Genomic DNA, 15,948 nt, shown 5'->3' with positions numbered 1-15,948 from the left:
AGGCGGGAGCGGGCGTGCTCGGCCCTCAGCCGGCGCCCCGCTGCCGCAGTACCGACCCCGACCGCCCCTTCACGACCTCGAGTTGGGCGTGTATGCGGCGCCGCAGGTCGGCGACGTGGCTGACGATGCCGACGCTGCGGTCCCGCTCGCGCAGCGCGTCGAGGACGTCGAGGACCTCGTCGAGGGTCTGGTCGTCGAGGCTGCCGAAGCCCTCGTCGATGAAGAGGGTGTCCAGGCGGACGCCGCCCGCCTCGTCGGTGACGACGTCGGCGAGGCCGAGCGCGAGGGCGAGCGAGGCGAAGAACGTCTCGCCGCCGGACAGCGTGGCGGTGTCACGCTCCCGGCCGGTCCAGGCGTCGACGACGTGCAGGCCGAGGCCACTGCGGCCGCGCCCGGTGCGGTCGTCGGAGTGGACGAGGGTGTAGCGGCCGGAGGACATGCGCAGCAGCCGGGCGGTGGCCGCGGCGGCGACCTGCTCGAGCCGGGCGGCCAGGACGTACGACTCCAGGCGCATCCGGCGTTCGTTGTCCGCCGAGGTGCCCGCGGTGAGCGAGGCGAGGCGGGCGACCCGGGTGTGCTCCTCGCGCAGCGGGGCGAGCCCCCGTACGGAGGTGGTGGCCCGCGCGGACAGCCGGTCCAGCTCGGCGCAGCACCGGGCGGCGGCGTCCCGGGACGAGGACGCCTCGCGCAGGCGGCGGCCCGCGTCGACGGCTGCCCGTTCCGCCGCGGCGAGGTCGGCGGGCGGCCGCCGGGCGGCGTCGGCGGTGTCGGCCTCGGCGAGGACCGCGCGGACGGCGGTGTCCTCCGACTGCCAGGCGTCGAGCCGCCGTTGCAACTCGCGGTGGGCGGTGTCGTCGAGCAGGGCGGCGGCCGCGTCTCCCGGGGTGTCGAAACCGGCCCGGAAGGCGGCGTCGGCGAGCCTGGCGTCGGCGTCCTTGAGCCGCTGGGCGGTGTCCGCCGCGACGCGGGCTGTGTCGGCCGCATCCGTGAGCAGCGCGGCCTGTCGCTCCAGCTGGGCCGCCCGCGCCGCCACGCTCTCGGCGGCACCGCGGGCCCGCGCCAGCTCCTCCTCCAGGACGGCCTGTTCCCGCTCCAGCCGCTCGCGCCCCGCGACCCGGGAGGCGGACCGGACCGCGGCCTGCTGCTGAGCGGCGACGCGTTCCTCGCGCTCGCGCTCGGCGCCCCGCAGTTCCTCCTGTGCGGCGTGCAGCCCGGAGGCGGCCGCCCGGGCCCGCGTGTACTCCCGCTCGATCTCCCCGGCCTCCTCGGCCAGCCTGGCCGTGGGCGCGTCGCCGGCCTCCGCCGCGGCGGCGGCGAGCGCCTCCCGTACGGTGCCCAGCTGCCGTTCGGCATCCGCTCGCCGTTCGTCGGCCGCCTGGTAGGCGGCGAGGGCGCGCTCCTCCGCCTCGCGGTCGACGTGGCCGGCGCTCTTGCGTGCGGGGGCGGGGTGCTCGGTGGCGCCGCACACCCCGCAGGGCGCGCCGTCGGTGAGGTTGGCGGCGAGTTCGGCGGCGATGCCGTGCAGGCGCTGTTCCTTGAGGTCGAGCCAGTGGGCGCGGGCCTCGACGGCGTGTTCGGCCGAGGCGAGCGCCTGCCGCCGTGCCTTCTCCGTGTCGTCGGTGAGCCGGTCCCGTTGCCGGGCGGCGTCGAGCCGCCGCCGTGCCGGGTCGCGCTGTACGGCCAGCTGTTCGGCGCGGGTCGCGGCCTCCTGCGCGGAGTCGACGCGGCCCTGGAGCCCGGCGCGGGTGGTCTCCCAGTCGGCGAGCCAGGTCTCCGCCTCCTGCCGGACGTCGTCGTCGGCGCGTTCCTGGCGGTCGAGGCCGGCCCGCTCCTCGACCAGTTCGGTGAGGCGTCGTTCGGCGCGCCGGGCCGACTCGAGGCCACCCAGTTCTTCCGCGGCCCGGCGTGCGGCGGCGGCGAGCCCGGTCGCACCCGCGCCGGCGAGCGCCTGCGGCAGCAGGGCACGCGCGCGTGCTTCCGCGGCGGTCGCCCTCAGGTGTTCCGTGTCGGCGGCCTCCCGCAGTTCCAGCGCGGGTGCCACCGCCCCGGCCTTGCGGCCGCGCTCCATGCGCTCCTGCGCGGCGCGGTGGGCGTCGGCCCGCTCCGCCAGCCGGGCGGCACGCGCCCGTGCCTCGGCGAACCGGCGTTGCAGCCGGTCGAGTTCGCGGGTGTCGGCCAGGTCCCGTTCGGCTGCGGCCTGCGCGGACTCGGTGGCCGTCAGCCGGCAGTCGGCGACCGCCAGCAGCTCCCGGGCGGTGCCCCGGGCGACGGCGGCGGCGCGGAGGACCGCCTCGGCGAGGCCCGGCTCGCCCGGCGCCAGCTCGGGCAGTTCCATGGCGCTGCCCGCGGCCTGCTGCATCCGGTGCGCGTCGGCCAGCAGCGCGGCGTCCCCTTCGCGGACCCGGGCCTCGGTCGCCCGGCGCCGTTCCGCGAGGTGCTTCTCGACCTCGGCGAACCGCCGGGTGTCGAAGAGCCGCCCGAGCAGCTTGCCGCGTGCCTCCGCGTCGGCGCGCAGGAAACGCGCGAAGTCGCCCTGCGGCAGCAGCACGACCTGGCAGAACTGCTCGCGGCTCATGCCGAGCAGCTGCGTGACCTCCTCGCCGATCTCCTGGTGGGACCGGCTGAGGTCCCGCCACGTTCCGGCCGTGGCGTCGTACTCGCGGAGCCAGGTCTGCGCCTTGTCGACGGTCGTGCCCCTGCCGCGGAGCTTGGGGCGTTCCCAGGGCGGCTGCCGGGTGATCTCGAGCCGGCGTCCCGCGACGGTCAGTTCGAGGCGCACCTCGGTACGGGTGCCGGCGGCCGCGTGGTCGCTGCGCAGCGTCATGCCCTGGCCGCTGCCGCCCTGCCTGGCTCCCGGCACCGAGCCGTACAGCGCGTAGCAGACGGCGTCGAGGACGGAGGTCTTGCCGGCGCCGGTGGGGCCGTGCAGCAGGAACAGCCCGGCGGCCGACAGGTCGTCGAAGTCGACGCTCTGCGAGGCACCGAAGGGCCCGAAAGCGGTGATGTCCAGCCGGTGCAGCCTCACCGGGCCACCTCCCGCACGCTCTCGTCCGCGCGCACGGCGTCGAAGGCGTCCCGCAGCACGCCCTGTTCGTGGCCGTCGGGCCCGGCGCCGCGCACATGGGTCACGAAGTCCTCCGCGATCTGCTGGTCGCTGCGGTCGGCGAGGCGCCGGGCGTAGGACACGCCGGGCTCGTCGGGGGCCCGCTCGGGGTCGAAGACGAGGCTGAGCGTGTGCGGGAACCGCTCCGTGAGCCGGGCCATGGGCTCGTCGGGGCGGACCGGGTCGGTGAGGGTCGCCTCGACCCACGCGTCCTCGTGCGGGCTCAGCTCCGGGTCGGCGAGCAGGTCCTCCAGCGTGCCGCGCAGCCGGGCCAGTGCGCGCGGCACCGGACAGTCGATCCGCTCGGCGGTGACCGACCCCTCGGCGCCCAGATCGACGAGCCACATGCTCTTGCGGTGCCGGTGCTCCGAGAAGGAGTACGGCAGCGGGGAGCCGGAGTAGCGGACGCGCTCGGTGAGGGTCTGGCAGCCGTGCAGGTGCCCCAGCGCCACGTAGTCCACGCCGTCGAACACACCGGAGGGCACGGCGGCGACCCCGCCGACGGTGATGTCCCGCTCGCTGTCGCTCTGCTCGCCGCCGGTGACGAAGGCGTGCGCGAGGACGACGGAACGGGTGCCTCGCGCACGCGTGGCGAGGTCGGCGCGCACCCGGTCCATGGCGGCGGCGAGCACGGCCTCGTGCCCCGCCTTCTCAACCCCGAACTCGGCCTTCACGAGCGCCGGTTCGAGGTACGGCAGCCCGTAGAAGGCCACGTCCCCGTGGGCGTCGGCCAGTACCACGGGGGTGCCGCAGCCCGCCGGGTCGGTGCGCAGGTGGATGCCGGCCCGGTCGATGAGCCCGGCACCGACCCCGAGCCGGCGGGCCGAGTCGTGGTTGCCGGAGATCATCACCGTCGGCACACCGAGGCCGGCGAGGCGGTGCAGGGCGTCGTCGAACAGCTCGACGGCGGCGAGCGGCGGCACCGCCCGGTCGTACACGTCCCCCGACACGACCACGGCGTCGACGGCGTGCTCGCGCACGGTCTCGACGAGGTGGCCGACGAACCCGGCCTGGGCGCCGAGCATGTTCACCCGGTGGAACGCCCGGCCGAGGTGCCAGTCGGAAGTGTGCAGCAGTCGCATGATCCCCGAGACTAACGGGAGGGTCCGACAGCCCGGGCGGTAACTCCCGTTTCGCCCCGACCACGGCGCCGCCAAAGACCGTTACATCCCTGTTGTCCGCCTTGTCTAGGCGTCCCCGTACGCCTCTCCGCCCAGCTCGAGGCCGGCCGCTCCCGCGGTGGCGTCCGCGAGCCAGGAGCGGAAGCTGTCCACGTCGGCCTCCGGCAGGCCGACCTCGATGGTGACGGCCTCCCCGTACCGCACGTCGCGCACCGCGCGGCCCGCGGTGCGCAGGTCGTTCTGGAGCTTGCCGGCCCGCTGGTGGTCGACGGTCACCGTGGCCAGGCGGAACCGGCGGCGGGTGAGGGTGCCGAGGTCGTCCAGGGCTTCGCCGACCGCGCCGCCGTAGGCGCGGATGAGTCCGCCCGCGCCGAGCTTGACGCCGCCGTAGTAGCGGGTGACGACGGCGACGACGTACCGCATGTCGCGGCGCAGCAGCATCTGGAGCATCGGGACGCCCGCGGTGCCGCCCGGTTCGCCGTCGTCGCTCGCCTTCTGGACCCCGGCGTCGGCGCCGATGACGTACGCCCAGCAGTTGTGGGTGGCGTCCGCGTGCTCCTTGCGCACGCCGGCGACGAACGCCTGGGCGTCCTGTTCGGTGGCGGCCGGGGCGAGGGCGCAGAGGAAGCGCGAGCGGTTGATCTCGGTTTCGTGCACGCCCGCGCGGGCGACCGTTCGGTACTCGTCCTGCATCCGGCCAGCCTATGCGCTCGGCGTGCCGCGTCCTCCGGCCCGGTCGTTCCGGGCGGGGGCGGGCCCGCGGCCGGTCAGTACACGGTGCCGACGTCCCGGGTGAGATGGAGGCCGAGGAACCGGTCGGCGTACGCGCAGATCTCGAACCGGGCTCCGTCCGCGAGGTCCGGGTCGGTCTCCACCCGGCGCAGGACGCGCAGCACCCCGGGGGCGTCCAGGTCGTCCTCCCAGGCGGCCCGCAGCCGGTCGCGCACCTCGCCGGGGACCGGACGGGAGGGGTGCCGGGCCCAGTCGGCGACCGCCCGGCGCCACCGGGCGAGGGTGTCCCGGGCCTCGTCCAGCGTGGCCGTGTCGAGCTCCACGCGCGCGTGGTGGTGCCGTTCCAGCAGGGCGAGGCGCACGGCGTCGGGGTCTGCGAGGTCGGCGAGGTCCAGGTCGGCCGGGTGCACGGGGGCGACGGCGACGGCCGCCACGTCCGGAACCGCTCCCCCGCTCCCGTCCCCGTCCCCGCTCCCACTCCCGCCCAAGCTCTCGCCCACGACGCGGACGCCCTGTCCGGTGCCCGCTCCGTGGCCCGCTCCGTCCTCGAAGGGCCGGATGCCGAGGGCGGCGGCGTCCTTGCGCAGCCGTTCCCCCGCTTCCGCGCCCGTGAGCACGGCCCACACCGGGGTGCCGTCGAGTTCCAGGACGCGCACCAGCAGGTCCGCGACGAGCATGACGCGCAGGGCGGTGGCGTCCCGCCCCGGCGGGTGCGCCTCGACTCGCGTCGGGGCCCGCCGGGCGGGGGCGGCGGGGGCGGATTCTCCGGTCCGGGCGTCGATGATGCGCAGCACGGGGCGAGCGTAGGCGGCGTGACTCGACGGCGCACCGGGGCGCGCTCGGGGCACCGCTCCCGCCGCCCCGGGAATCCCGGCACGCCGCCGTCCGTTGTCCCGAGCGGGTGGCGCGATCCGCGGGCCGCCCCGAGAGCACGAGCCGAGAGCACGAGGAGGCCGCCGGTGTACGGCGACGAGGAGACCGTCCGCAAGATCCTCACCGAGTCGGGCGACACCTGGGCCGTGGTGGGCCTGTCGAACAACCGGCAGCGCGCCGCCTACGGCGTCGCCGAGGTGCTGCAGCGCTTCGGCAAGCGCGTCGTGCCGGTGCATCCCAAGGCCGAGACGGTGCACGGCGAGCAGGGGTACGCCTCCCTCGCGGAGGTCCCGTTCGACGTGGACGTCGTCGACGTCTTCGTCAACAGCGACCTGGCCGGCCCGGTCGCCGACGAGGCGGTCGCCAAAGGCGCCGAGGCGGTCTGGTTCCAGCTCGGCGTGGTCGACGACGCGGCGTACGAACGGACCCGGGCCGCGGGCCTGGAGATGGTGATGGACCGCTGCCCGGCGATCGAGATCCCGCGGCTCGGCTGACCGCGCCGGGGCTCAGCCGCCGGTGCCCGCAGCGGACTCGATGACCACCACACGGGCCCAGTCGGGCGGTGTGTCGGGAACGTAGTCGGGGTCGTCCTCGTCGTAGGAGCGGCTCCGCTCCCGGGGGAACAGGCCCACCACCGTCCGGCACGCGGGCCGGGTGGCCGGCCAGGGGGTCTGCCCGTCGGTCAGCACCACCACGGCGTCCGGCGCGGGACGCGAACGGAGCGCCTTCGCGAAGCCGGCGCGCAGGTCCGTTCCGCCGCCGCCCACCAGCGGGATGCCCTCGTCCCGGCACAGGGAGTGCGCGACCCGGGCCGACGCGTCGCACGGCACCACGCTGACCAGGTCGCGTCGGCCGCCGACGGCGCGGGCGATCGCGGCGACCTCCAGGAGCGCGCTGCCCAGTTCGGCGTCGCTGACCGATCCGGAGGTGTCGACGACCACGGCGACCCGGGGCGGTCTGCGCCGCAGACTGGGCAGCACCACGCCGGGGGTTCCGGCCGAGCGGCGCGACGGCCTGCCGTACATGTAGTCCTCGCCCGCACCGCCCGCGGAGGTCGCCGAGCGGACCGCCGCCCCCAGCAACTCGCGCCAGGGCTGCGGCGGATGGAACACCTGCTCCGCCCAGCGCCGCCAGCCCTTCGGCGCGTTTCCGGGGCGGGCGTTGATGCCCCGCGCCACCCGGAAGCGCACCGCGTCGCGTTCCTGTTCGCTGAGTCCGTCCGCGCCGTCGGGACCCAGGTCCCACTCCCGGTCGAGACCGTCGGCACCGCTGCCGCAGTCCAGCCAGGCCAGGCTCTCGGTGAGCCGCCCGAGCCGGAACTGGCGCAGGTAGTCCTCCATGAGCTGCCCGTCGGGCAGTCGCAGGAACTCCGGGTCCACCGCGCCTTCGGGGCGGACCAGCCCGTCGCCGAACGCGTCGTCGTTGATCTCGCAGTCCGCGGCGATGTTCATCCGCAGCCGTTCCGCTGGGCCGGTCAGTCCGCGCTCGCGGGCCACCCGGTCGCTGCGCCCGTGGTGGTCGCGCAGCAGGTGCGAGACCTCGTGCACCCAGACGCCGGCCAGCTCCTCCACGGACGTACGGTCCACGAAACCGGGCGAGACGTAGCACCGCCAGTGCCGGTCGACGGCCATCGTCGGCACCCCACGCGACGGGACGACATGCAGGGCGAACAGCGCCGTCGCCAGGTAGGGCCGGGCCCGGGCGGCCTGCAACCGGGCGGCGAAGAGCTTGTCGAGGTCGATCCTCACCCGGCCCGGCCCGGCCGTCTCCGCGCCGGACGTCTCCGCGCCGGACGCCACCCCGCCCGGAGCGGTCCCCCTCGGCGCCGGCAGGACCGGCGCCGAGGGACCGGACCGGGTCACCGCGGACCGAACGGCGCTCGCCCCGCCACCGTCCGCCGTGTCCCCGTCCGCCGTACCCCCGTCCGGCCTGCCCCCGCACTGCCTGTCCCCGTCCCGTGCGCCGACGCCCGCTCCGGGCGAGGTGGACGCACCGCCGTCCCCTCCGGTCGGGCACCCCGGCGCCTTCGGCTTCATCGGCTTCATCGGCTTCTTCGGCTTCATCGGCCCGCCTTCGCGGTGCCCGCGATGCGTGCCGCCGCTCGGTCGGCCGCTCGGTCCGCGCGGCGGGACAGGGACATGGCCCCGGCCAGCCGGTCGATCGAGGCGGGCACGTCCCAGCCCTGCTGCCGCAGCGTGGCGAGTGTCGTCGCCGGGACGACCACGACGTCCGGGGCGCCGCTCTCCATCGCCCGGGCCAGCAGCGTCCACGCCGCGTCCCACCGGGACTTGTCCGGCCGCTTGCGTACGGCGGCCACCACGCCGTCCAGCACGGCCTGGCGCAGATCTCCCCGTTCGGGCAGCACCGCGCCCGTCGGGTCGGCGAGCAGCGTCTCGGGGTCCGGGAGGTCCATCCGGTCCAGGCCCGCCATCAGTTCGAGCCCGGGGCCGTCCCCGACGGTCCCCCGCACCAGCAGGGAGAGCACCTCCCTGGACGAGCCGGCCGCGGTCGCGAAGGCGATCAGGCACAGGGTCATCTCCCAGCTCCGCGGAGACGGCCAGGCGCCGCCCCGGCGTGTCTCGCCGCCGGGCAGCCGGTGTACGAGCCCGGGCCGGGCGGTGAGGAACTCGCACACCGCCCGGCGCGCGTACCGCACCGCCTCCCCCAGCGCTGCCGGGTCGAGGCTCGGCAGTGTCGCCCGGGGCCAGGTTCCGCCGAGGCCCCGTACGACGACGTCCTGGTCGTGGGTCCACTGGAGATGGACGAACCGGTTGGCCAGGGGCGGGCTCAGCTCCCAGCCGTCGGCCGCCGAGGACCGCGGGTTGGCGGCGGCCACGATCCTGACGCCGGGCGGCAGACGCAGCGCGCCGATCCGCCGTTCGAGGACGAGACGCAGGAGTGCCGCCTGCACCGCGGGCGGGGCGGTGGACAGTTCGTCGAGGAACAGCAGCCCCCGGCCCGCCCGCACCAGGCGCACGGCCCAGTCCGGCGGGGCCATCGGAACGCCCTGTTCGGCCGGGTCGTCGCCGACGACGGGCAGCCCGGAGAAGTCGGACGGCTCGTGCACGCTGGCGATCACCGTGGTCAGCGGGAGGTCCAGGGCGGTGGCGAGCTGGGTGAGGGCCGCGGTCTTGCCGATGCCGGGCTCTCCCCACAGCAGCACGGGGAGGTCGGCGGCCACGGCCAGGGTGAGGGCCTCCAGCTGGGTGTCGGGCCGCGGTTCGGTGGTCGTGTCGCGCAGCAGGGTCAGCAGTTCACCGGCCACGTCGAGCTGGGAGGGCATGGCGGGGTCAGTTGTCATCATTTGTCATCACCTGAGGGTCGGTTGTGGGCGGGATGCCGCGTGGGGTGGGGAGTTCGGCCCCGGGGCCTCGGTGGGGGCCGCAAGTCCCCCGGGGTCAGTCGAAGGTCGCGTGGCGCGGGCGTGAGCGGCCCTGGCGTGGCCGGTGCCGGTCCGGGACGCGTCCCGCCGGGGGCTCGTCGAGGCCCGCGCGGAACATGCCGTGGGCGATCCGCCGTCGCGCGGCGGCCTCCAGGTCGTCCCGCAGGGCGCCGTCCCGCAGGCGTGCGGCGGGGCCCAGCAGGCTCTCGACGACGGCGAGGGCACCGGCGGTGTCCCCGTGGTTGAGGCGTTCGCGGATGTCGGGGAGGCACTCCGGACGCCGGTGTGCCTCGTCGATGGCCTGGAAGCAGGGCAGCGGCGTGCCGGTCAGCGCCGCGAGCAGTTCCTCGCGGCGGGTCTCGGCCGGATCGTGGTCCAGTGCCGCGAGGGCTCCGTCGACGAGGCCGATCCGGTGCCGGGCTCCGCGGCAGTCGACGATCCGCGGGCCCGCCGCCGGGTCCCAGGCCCGCGGCGGGGCGGCCGGCACAGGGCGCCGGCCCGGAGCCAGTGCCGTGGCGACCAGTGGATGCAGCCGGTCCGCCCCGATCGCTCCGGCGCGGACCAGTTCCAGGTCGGGCAGCATCCAGGTGGCCGCGTCGGGGAGCATCGGCAGCCCGGACGAGGGGCCGCCCGGGGGCAGTGCGGCGATTCGCGGCAGCGCCGACGGGTCCCCCTCGCCCGGGTCCGTCTCCAAAGCGATCCGCTGTCCGGCTCCGACCCGTACGACGACCGTCGTGGAACCGGTGTCCTCGGCCCGGAGCAGGATCCGCGCCTCGGCCGCCCACCGGCCGACGGCGCAGCGCCGCCCCGGCGGCACCGTCCCCGGCGGTCCCGGGACGCCGGACGGGGCGTCGGCGGGCGGTGGCAGGTCGGCGCCCGAGCGGACGCGCAGTTCACCGGTTCTGCGCGCGTCCCACAGGTGACGGTGCAGGTCGAGCCGGAAGCGCCGGCTGGGCCGGGGGTGCGGGTGCCGTGCGGTGCCGGTGTCCGGGCCCGAGCCGTCCCACAGGGCGAGGCTGATGCGCTGACCGCCGTCCGCCCAGGCGGGCGGGGTGCGGACGACGAGGTGCACCGGGCGTACGCCGTCGCGGTCCTCGGTGTCGTACCGGGCCAGGGTGAGGGTGAGGCCCGGGCGGAGCAGGCCGTCCGGGGCGATCCTCGGCATGTGCCAGCGCAGCAGGTCGGGAGCGAGGTGCCGCAGGTCGGTCCGGAGCCGGGAGGCGAGCGCGTGGCCGTGGGCGCGGGCCGCGGAACGCAGGTCGAGGTCGACGTCGACGGCCGCGGCGGCGCACGCGCCCGCCCAGTCCCCGGCACGGCGGCGGGTGGTCGCGGTCTCGATCATGGAGGGCGGCACGGCGAACTCGCGCACGCGCTGCCAGGAGGAAAGGCGGGAGTCGGAGTACCCGTTCACGAGGTGAGTGGCCATCAGCACTCACCTTGCGTGGACGGGTCCCCCAATCTGCCGAGTGGAGGAGTAGTCATCGCGGGGAGCATAGCTTCGCCGACCGGGGCCCGCCAGGAGTTTTCCCGTGGCGAGTGCCGCCGCGACCGTTCCCGTGGACCGGGGCGCCGTCGACATGATGTCGCGCGGCGGCTCAGGCGACGCCGAGTCCTTCCAGCACCTCGGCGCCGGGCAGCTCCGCGAACGCCTTGCCCGGCACGAGCAGCTTGCCGCGCCGGCGTCCGCTGCCGACGAGGACGTACGGCAGGTCGACGACGGCCGAGTCCACCAGCACGGGCCAGTCGCCGGGCAGGCCGACCGGCGTGATGCCGCCGTACTCCATGCCGGTCTCGCCGGTGGCGGTGTCCATCGGGGCGAAGGAAGCCTTGCGCGCCCCGAGGTGCCGGCGCACGACGCCGTTGACGTCGACCCGGGTGGTGGAGAGCGCCACGCAGGCGGCCAGTGTCGTGCCGCCGCCGCGCTTGCCGGTGACCACCACGCAGTTGGCGGACCGTTCGAGCAGCTCACGGCCGTAGTGCTCGACGAAGGTGGCGGTGTCGGCCCATTCCGGTTCGGTGTCGACGTAGAGGAGCTGGTCGGCGGGGACGCTGCCGCTCCACAGGCGTACGGCGTCGGCGACCGGGCGGGTCAGTTCGCCGAGGCAGTCCGGGGCGGGCGTGGCCCTGTCGAAGTTCCCGATGGGTGCGTGCATGGCGGCACGCTAACAAGGGCCGGCGTCCTGGAGAACGGCCGTCTCAGCGGACGGGCGGAACCGACACCGCCATGATCATCTCCATCGGCGCGTCGCCCTCGTTGCCGTAGGTGTGCGGGGTGTCGGACTCGAAGGAGGCGCTCGCGCCCGCCGGGACGCGATGGGCCGCCCCGTCGACGGTGAGGGTCAGCTCCCCGGCCGTCACGTGCACCAGCTCGACCGTGCCGGCCGGGTGCGGGTCGGAGGGGCTGCTCTCGCCCGGCATCAGCCGCCACTCCCACATCTCCAGCGGCCCGGGCGCCTCCGCTCCGGCGAGGAGCCGGCTGAAGCTGCCGGTGTCCGTGTGCCAGAGGCGTACGGCCTGTTCGGCGGGGACGACGCGGACCGTGGGGCCCTGCTCGTAGTCGAGCAGGGTGGTGATGCTGACACCGAGCGCGTCGCCGATCTTCACGACGGTGCCGAGGCTGGGATTGGTGCGGGCCTGTTCGATCTGGATGAGCATGCCGCGGCTGACACCGGCACGCGCCGCCAGCGCCTCCAGGGTGAAGCCGCGCTCGGTGCGCCAGCGCTTGACGTTGCGCGCGAGGGACTGGGTCAGCAGGTCGAGGTCCGCCACGTTCCGTCCAGTAACTTGTGCGTCATCCGGCTTGTGCATGATGCTGCATGACGGGGTGCACTGCACTGGACCACGGTCCCCCGCACCCGAAGGCCCACCGAACTGTACTGCGGGGCGCGGCGACGGTGCCGTTCGCCCCGGCTTCCGCTCAGCCCTCCGCGGCCGGTTCGGCCAGCCTGCCCGCCGGGTCCGCCGGGGCGTCCAGCTCGGCGAGCCGGGCCACCGCCTCGTCGTCCAGCTTGGACAGCTCCCGCAACTGCCCCGGCGTGATCCCGTCCGGAATCGGCACCGGAGCCGGGGTCCTGAGCGGCGGCTGCCAGCCCTCGGCGGGGGTCCAGCGCCGTACGACGCGGGCGGGGGCGCCCGCCACCACGGCGTGGTCGGGGACGGTGCCCCGGACCACGGCACCGGCGGCCACGACCACGTTCCGGCCGATCCGGGCACCCGGCAGGATCACCGCGCCGGTGCCGATCCAGCAGCCGGGGCCGATCTCCACCGGGTCCATCCGGGGCCACTGCTTGCCGATGGGCTGGTGCGGGTCGTCGTAGGAGTGGTTGGTGGAGGTGACGTAGACGTACGGGCCGAAGTAGCAGTCGCTGCCGATGGTGACGGCGGTGTCCGCGATGACGTGGCTGCCCCGGCCGAGGACGACTCCGTCGCCGATGCGCAGGATCGGCTCCGGACCCAGGTCGAGGTCGGGCATGAGCCCGGCGGTCAGCGTGACCTGCTCGCCGACGATGCAGTGGGCGCCGACGTGGATCCAGGGCTCGCCGAAGACCGTGCCGAGCGGGAAGGCGAGCCGGGTGCCCGTGCCCAGTGCGCCGAAGCGGAAGCGCCCGGGGTGCGCGGCGGTGACGGAACCGGTGCGCTGCACCCAGGCCCAGCCCGCGTGGACGGCCCGCTGCGCGAGGCGGCTCCGCCAGGACGAGAACGTGTTCTTGCGGTGGGGCACCCGCTCACGGTAGTCCGCGGGCGGCGCGGCCAGGGCCGTACCGCGCTGTGATCTTCACCCCACCGGGTGGCGTACGGTGCCGTACGACACCCGAGCAGGAGGCGAAGATGACGCAGAAGGCGCTGATCACGGGCATCGGCGGCAAGGACCCGAAGGTGGACGCAGAGGCCTTCGTGGCGCCGACGTCCACGGTCATCGGAGATGTGACGCTGCACGCCGGGGCGAGCGTCTGGTACGGCGCGGTGCTGCGCGGCGACGTCGAGCGGATCTCCGTCGGCGCGGACAGCAACGTCCAGGACAACTGCACCCTCCATGCCGACCCCGGTTTCCCGGTCACCGTCGGCGAGCGCGTCTCCATCGGGCACAACGCCGTGGTGCACGGTGCCACCGTCGAGGACGACTGCCTGATCGGCATGGGCGCCACGGTCCTCAACGGCGCGGTGATCGGCGCCGGTTCACTGGTCGCGGCCCAGGCCCTGGTCCCGCAGGGGATGCGGGTGCCGCCGGGGTCGCTGGTGGCGGGGGTGCCGGCGAAGGTGAAGCGGGAGCTGACGGAGGAGGAGCGTCAGGGGGTCACGCTGAACGGCACGATGTACGCGGCGCTGGCCGGGCAGCACGCTCAGCTCCGCGGGTGAACAGGGGGACTGCGGACCGAATGTCGGCCGCGGGCCCGGTTGTGGCCGGTCGCGCAGTTCCCCGCGCCCCTTTGGGGGCGCCTCACTCCCCGGCGACGACCGGCTCGGGCTCCGGCTGGGCCCTGCCCGCCCTCCGCTTGACGATCAGCATGGACGCGACGCCGATCAGGACGGCCACCACCAGGCCCAGCCAGGAGAAGCGCTTGAGCCAGTCCTCGGCGACGACGCCGACGTAGTAGATGACGGCGGTGGTGCCGCCCGCCCAGACGATGCCGCCGAGGACGTTGGCGATCAGGAACTTCCAGTACGGCATCCGCAGCACTCCGGCCAGCGGGCCCGCGAAGATGCGCAGCAGGGCGACGAAGCGGCCGAAGAAGACGGCCCACATGCCCCACTTCTGGAAGGACCGCTCGGCGGTGGCGACGTGTCCCTCGCTGAAGTGCTTGGGGAACTTCCCGCCCAGCCAGGCCAGCAGCGGCCGGCCGCCCTTGCGGCCGATGGCGTACCCGATGGAGTCGCCGATCACCGCACCCGCGCTGGCGCAGGCACCGAGCACCAGCGGGTCGATTCCGCCGTGCTGCGACGACAGCAGGGCCGCCGACACCAGGATGATCTCGCCGGGCAACGGGATGCCCAGGCTCTCCAGACCGATGACGAGTCCGACGACGGCGTAGACGGCCGCCGCGGGCACCGTGTCGAGCCACTCCTGGACGTGCAACGCCCCACCCTCCGCTTCGGATGCGTGTTCCCGGTGCGCCTCGTACGAGGCGCACCGGGAAGCGTACCGGGTCGGCGGGGGTCAGCTGTTGGGGCGCAGGGTCCATATGACGGTCATCTCACCGGTGACGGCCCCGTCCTCGCGCCGGATGGCGACGCTCACCGGGAACTCGGGGCGGTCGCCGGCGTCCAGTTCGGCGACGACGTCCGCGGCGGGACGGCCGAGGGTCGCGGTGGCGGTGACCGGACCGAGGGCGATCTTCTTGAAGGCGATCTCCGCGGTGACCGGCAGCGGCACCGCCCGGGAGAGCTGGTCGCCGAAGGCGGCGAGGACGATCGCGCCGCTGGCCGACTCGCCCAGCGTGAACATGGCTCCGGCGTGCGGTCCGCCGACGTGGTTGCGGTACTCGCTCTGGTCCGGGAGGGCCAGAACGGCCTTCTCGGCGGTGGTTTCCAGGTACTCGAGGTTCAGGGTCCGGACCATCGGCACCGTGGCGGCGAGCAACTCGCCGATCGACATCTGATCTGCGCTCATGACGTCAGGTTACCCGCGAGTAGCTTCCAGGACCAGGCACCCGTGAAGATCGCCGTATGCTGAGCGCCCATGTGGCCAGGAGAGCAGTCACCCACCGGCGGACCCGACCCGCGGCAGCAGCAGCCCAACCCGTACCAGCAGCCCGGCTACCACCAGCCGCCGCCCGCGGGACAACATCCGCCCGCCCCCTGGAACGCCCCCACGGTCGCGTCCGGGGGACCGTCCGGCGAGGGGCCGGGCGGCGGCCGGGCGAAGGTGGTGGCGGTCGTCGCCGCCGCGGCCGTCGTGGTCGCCGCCGCCGTGACCGGGGTCGTACTCCTCGGCGGCGGTGCGGACGACGAGGCCCGGCCCGGTCCGACCGCGTCCTCCCCGGCCGCCTCCTCCCCGTCGGCGTCCGCCGCCGACGACCCGCGCGGCAGTGACGACGACCCGACGCCCACCGTCGAGGGCTGGACGGTCGTGGCCAATCCCGACCAGGGCCTCGCCTTCGACGTGCCGGGCTCCTGGGCACCGCAGTCGCGCAGCTGGGTCACCTACGTCACCGAGGACGACGACCCGGAGGAGAAGCCCCTGGTCGCCATGAAGGCGCCCGCCGTCCTGAAGGAGAAGTGGTGCGGGTCGGACGGCGACCGGGACGGCTCCGTCGACTACACGCCCCTGGCCGGCGCGGGCACCCGGGGCAACAACGGCGCGCGGAGCACCGAGGAGATCGCCCGGAACGACTCCGCGGACTGGGTCTACGGGGCCTTCGCCCAGCCGGACCGGGACAAGGTCGCCACGGAACCGGTGACGCGCTTCACCACCGCCTCCGGCATCGAGGGCAGCCTCGCCACCTCCCGGTCGTCCGGGGTGGCGAAGCAGGGCAAGTGCGACGTGAACGGCAAGGCGACGACCTTCGCCTTCGAGTCCGCCGACGGCGACCTGGTCTCGTGGTCGTTCTACGGCGCCGCGGACGTCGCCGACGAGGTGCCCGACTCCACCGTCCGCGAGATCCTGGCCACCCTCAGGGAGTACACCCCGTCGGACTCCTAGGCGGCCGGAGTCCCGGGCGGCAGGACTGCCGGCTGCCGGACTTCGGTACGTCCCTGACAAGGGCCGGTGACCGAATCGTGTCCTGGGCGGCATTAGG

15 protein-coding genes are annotated in these 15,948 nt (G+C 75.1%); 3 read left to right on the top strand and 12 right to left on the bottom strand.

The features are described 5' to 3' along the window. Positions 1–25 precede the first annotated feature (25 nt). The 4 genes from Sco07f_RS12135 to Sco07f_RS12120 all read right to left on the bottom strand — a co-directional run bounded on the left by Sco07f_RS12135 (position 26) and on the right by Sco07f_RS12120 (position 5,750). The gene (locus Sco07f_RS12135) at positions 26–3,025 is read right to left on the bottom strand and encodes an AAA family ATPase (protein ID WP_108987846.1); all 3,000 of its coding nucleotides are present in this window, start codon (positions 3,023–3,025) and stop codon (positions 26–28) included. Then, complete coding sequence (locus tag Sco07f_RS12130) at positions 3,022–4,185, bottom strand: exonuclease SbcCD subunit D (protein WP_108987845.1); 1,164 nt, start codon at positions 4,183–4,185, stop codon at positions 3,022–3,024. The genes Sco07f_RS12135 and Sco07f_RS12130 overlap by 4 nt, the downstream gene beginning before the upstream one ends. A gap of 105 nt (positions 4,186–4,290) precedes the next feature. Next, entirely contained in the window at positions 4,291–4,917 is a 627-nt protein-coding gene (locus Sco07f_RS12125; RefSeq protein WP_007447181.1) for a YigZ family protein, read from the bottom strand. A gap of 74 nt (positions 4,918–4,991) precedes the next feature. Continuing rightward, the gene (locus Sco07f_RS12120; RefSeq protein ID WP_164140156.1) at positions 4,992–5,750 is read right to left on the bottom strand and encodes a hypothetical protein; all 759 of its coding nucleotides are present in this window, start codon (positions 5,748–5,750) and stop codon (positions 4,992–4,994) included. Between the two features lie 165 nt (positions 5,751–5,915). On the opposite strand from Sco07f_RS12120, the gene Sco07f_RS12115 reads away from it, so the two are divergent. Further along, positions 5,916–6,323: a CoA-binding protein gene (locus Sco07f_RS12115; protein ID WP_007447183.1), complete on the top strand. Its 408-nt coding sequence runs from the start codon at positions 5,916–5,918 to the stop codon at positions 6,321–6,323. Between the two features lie 12 nt (positions 6,324–6,335). Here the strand turns inward: Sco07f_RS12115 and Sco07f_RS12110 are convergent, their stop codons facing one another. The 6 genes from Sco07f_RS12110 to Sco07f_RS12085 form a co-directional block, all read right to left on the bottom strand. Continuing rightward, positions 6,336–7,892, bottom strand: coding sequence for a vWA domain-containing protein (locus tag Sco07f_RS12110; RefSeq protein ID WP_244942040.1), 1,557 nt, complete (start codon positions 7,890–7,892; stop codon positions 6,336–6,338). Continuing rightward, on the bottom strand, positions 7,889–9,133 hold the full coding sequence (locus tag Sco07f_RS12105; RefSeq protein ID WP_108987843.1) for an AAA family ATPase: 1,245 nt from the start codon (positions 9,131–9,133) through the stop codon (positions 7,889–7,891). The genes Sco07f_RS12110 and Sco07f_RS12105 overlap by 4 nt, the downstream gene beginning before the upstream one ends. A gap of 94 nt (positions 9,134–9,227) precedes the next feature. Beyond that, positions 9,228–10,637, bottom strand: coding sequence for a hypothetical protein (locus Sco07f_RS12100; RefSeq protein WP_108987842.1), 1,410 nt, complete (start codon positions 10,635–10,637; stop codon positions 9,228–9,230). 169 nt (positions 10,638–10,806) lie between these two features. After that, positions 10,807–11,364, bottom strand: a complete 558-nt coding sequence (locus tag Sco07f_RS12095; protein WP_007447194.1) for a YbaK/EbsC family protein — start codon at positions 11,362–11,364, stop codon at positions 10,807–10,809. Between the two features lie 43 nt (positions 11,365–11,407). After that, on the bottom strand, positions 11,408–11,980 hold the full coding sequence (locus Sco07f_RS12090; RefSeq protein ID WP_108987841.1) for a helix-turn-helix domain-containing protein: 573 nt from the start codon (positions 11,978–11,980) through the stop codon (positions 11,408–11,410). Positions 11,981–12,128: 148 nt separating this feature from the next. Next, on the bottom strand, positions 12,129–12,932 hold the full coding sequence (locus Sco07f_RS12085; RefSeq protein ID WP_108987840.1) for an acyltransferase: 804 nt from the start codon (positions 12,930–12,932) through the stop codon (positions 12,129–12,131). A 107-nt stretch (positions 12,933–13,039) separates the two neighbouring features. Between Sco07f_RS12085 and Sco07f_RS12080 the strand changes: the two genes are divergently transcribed. Beyond that, complete coding sequence (locus Sco07f_RS12080) at positions 13,040–13,567, top strand: gamma carbonic anhydrase family protein (protein WP_007447206.1); 528 nt, start codon at positions 13,040–13,042, stop codon at positions 13,565–13,567. Between the two features lie 82 nt (positions 13,568–13,649). Here the strand turns inward: Sco07f_RS12080 and Sco07f_RS12075 are convergent, their stop codons facing one another. Both Sco07f_RS12075 and Sco07f_RS12070 read right to left on the bottom strand, forming a co-directional pair. Next, complete coding sequence (locus tag Sco07f_RS12075) at positions 13,650–14,285, bottom strand: DedA family protein (protein WP_007447200.1); 636 nt, start codon at positions 14,283–14,285, stop codon at positions 13,650–13,652. An 81-nt stretch (positions 14,286–14,366) separates the two neighbouring features. Next, a complete protein-coding gene (locus Sco07f_RS12070) occupies positions 14,367–14,804 on the bottom strand; it encodes a DUF4442 domain-containing protein (protein ID WP_007447202.1) in 438 nt (145 codons plus the stop codon). Between the two features lie 84 nt (positions 14,805–14,888). Here Sco07f_RS12070 and Sco07f_RS12065 point away from each other — a divergent pair, with 84 nt between their 5' ends. Beyond that, complete coding sequence (locus tag Sco07f_RS12065) at positions 14,889–15,851, top strand: DUF8017 domain-containing protein (RefSeq protein WP_108987839.1); 963 nt, start codon at positions 14,889–14,891, stop codon at positions 15,849–15,851. Positions 15,852–15,948: the final 97 nt, after the last annotated feature.

This window comes from Streptomyces coelicoflavus (assembly GCF_003112555.1).
GTDB classification, from domain to species: Bacteria; Actinomycetota; Actinomycetes; order Streptomycetales; family Streptomycetaceae; genus Streptomyces; species Streptomyces coelicoflavus.
Note: the sequence above shows the minus strand (reverse complement) of the source record. Positions and strands in the feature narration are given on the sequence as shown.

Excerpts from the sequence above, each read along its gene's own strand:
- Sco07f_RS12130 (WP_108987845.1), bottom strand. The coding sequence starts at position 4,185 with ATGCGACTGCTGCACACTTCCGACTGGCACCTCGGCCGGGCGTTCCAC.
- Sco07f_RS12110 (WP_244942040.1), bottom strand. The coding sequence starts at position 7,892 with ATGAAGCCGAAGAAGCCGATGAAGCCGATGAAGCCGAAGGCGCCGGGG.
- Sco07f_RS12105 (WP_108987843.1), bottom strand. The coding sequence starts at position 9,133 with ATGATGACAACTGACCCCGCCATGCCCTCCCAGCTCGACGTGGCCGGT.
- Sco07f_RS12100 (WP_108987842.1), bottom strand. The coding sequence starts at position 10,637 with ATGGCCACTCACCTCGTGAACGGGTACTCCGACTCCCGCCTTTCCTCC.
- Sco07f_RS12095 (WP_007447194.1), bottom strand. The coding sequence starts at position 11,364 with ATGCACGCACCCATCGGGAACTTCGACAGGGCCACGCCCGCCCCGGAC.
- Sco07f_RS12080 (WP_007447206.1), top strand. The coding sequence starts at position 13,040 with ATGACGCAGAAGGCGCTGATCACGGGCATCGGCGGCAAGGACCCGAAG.
- Sco07f_RS12125 (WP_007447181.1), bottom strand. The coding sequence starts at position 4,917 with ATGCAGGACGAGTACCGAACGGTCGCCCGCGCGGGCGTGCACGAAACC.
- Sco07f_RS12070 (WP_007447202.1), bottom strand. The coding sequence starts at position 14,804 with ATGTCGATCGGCGAGTTGCTCGCCGCCACGGTGCCGATGGTCCGGACC.
- Sco07f_RS12065 (WP_108987839.1), top strand. The coding sequence starts at position 14,889 with ATGTGGCCAGGAGAGCAGTCACCCACCGGCGGACCCGACCCGCGGCAG.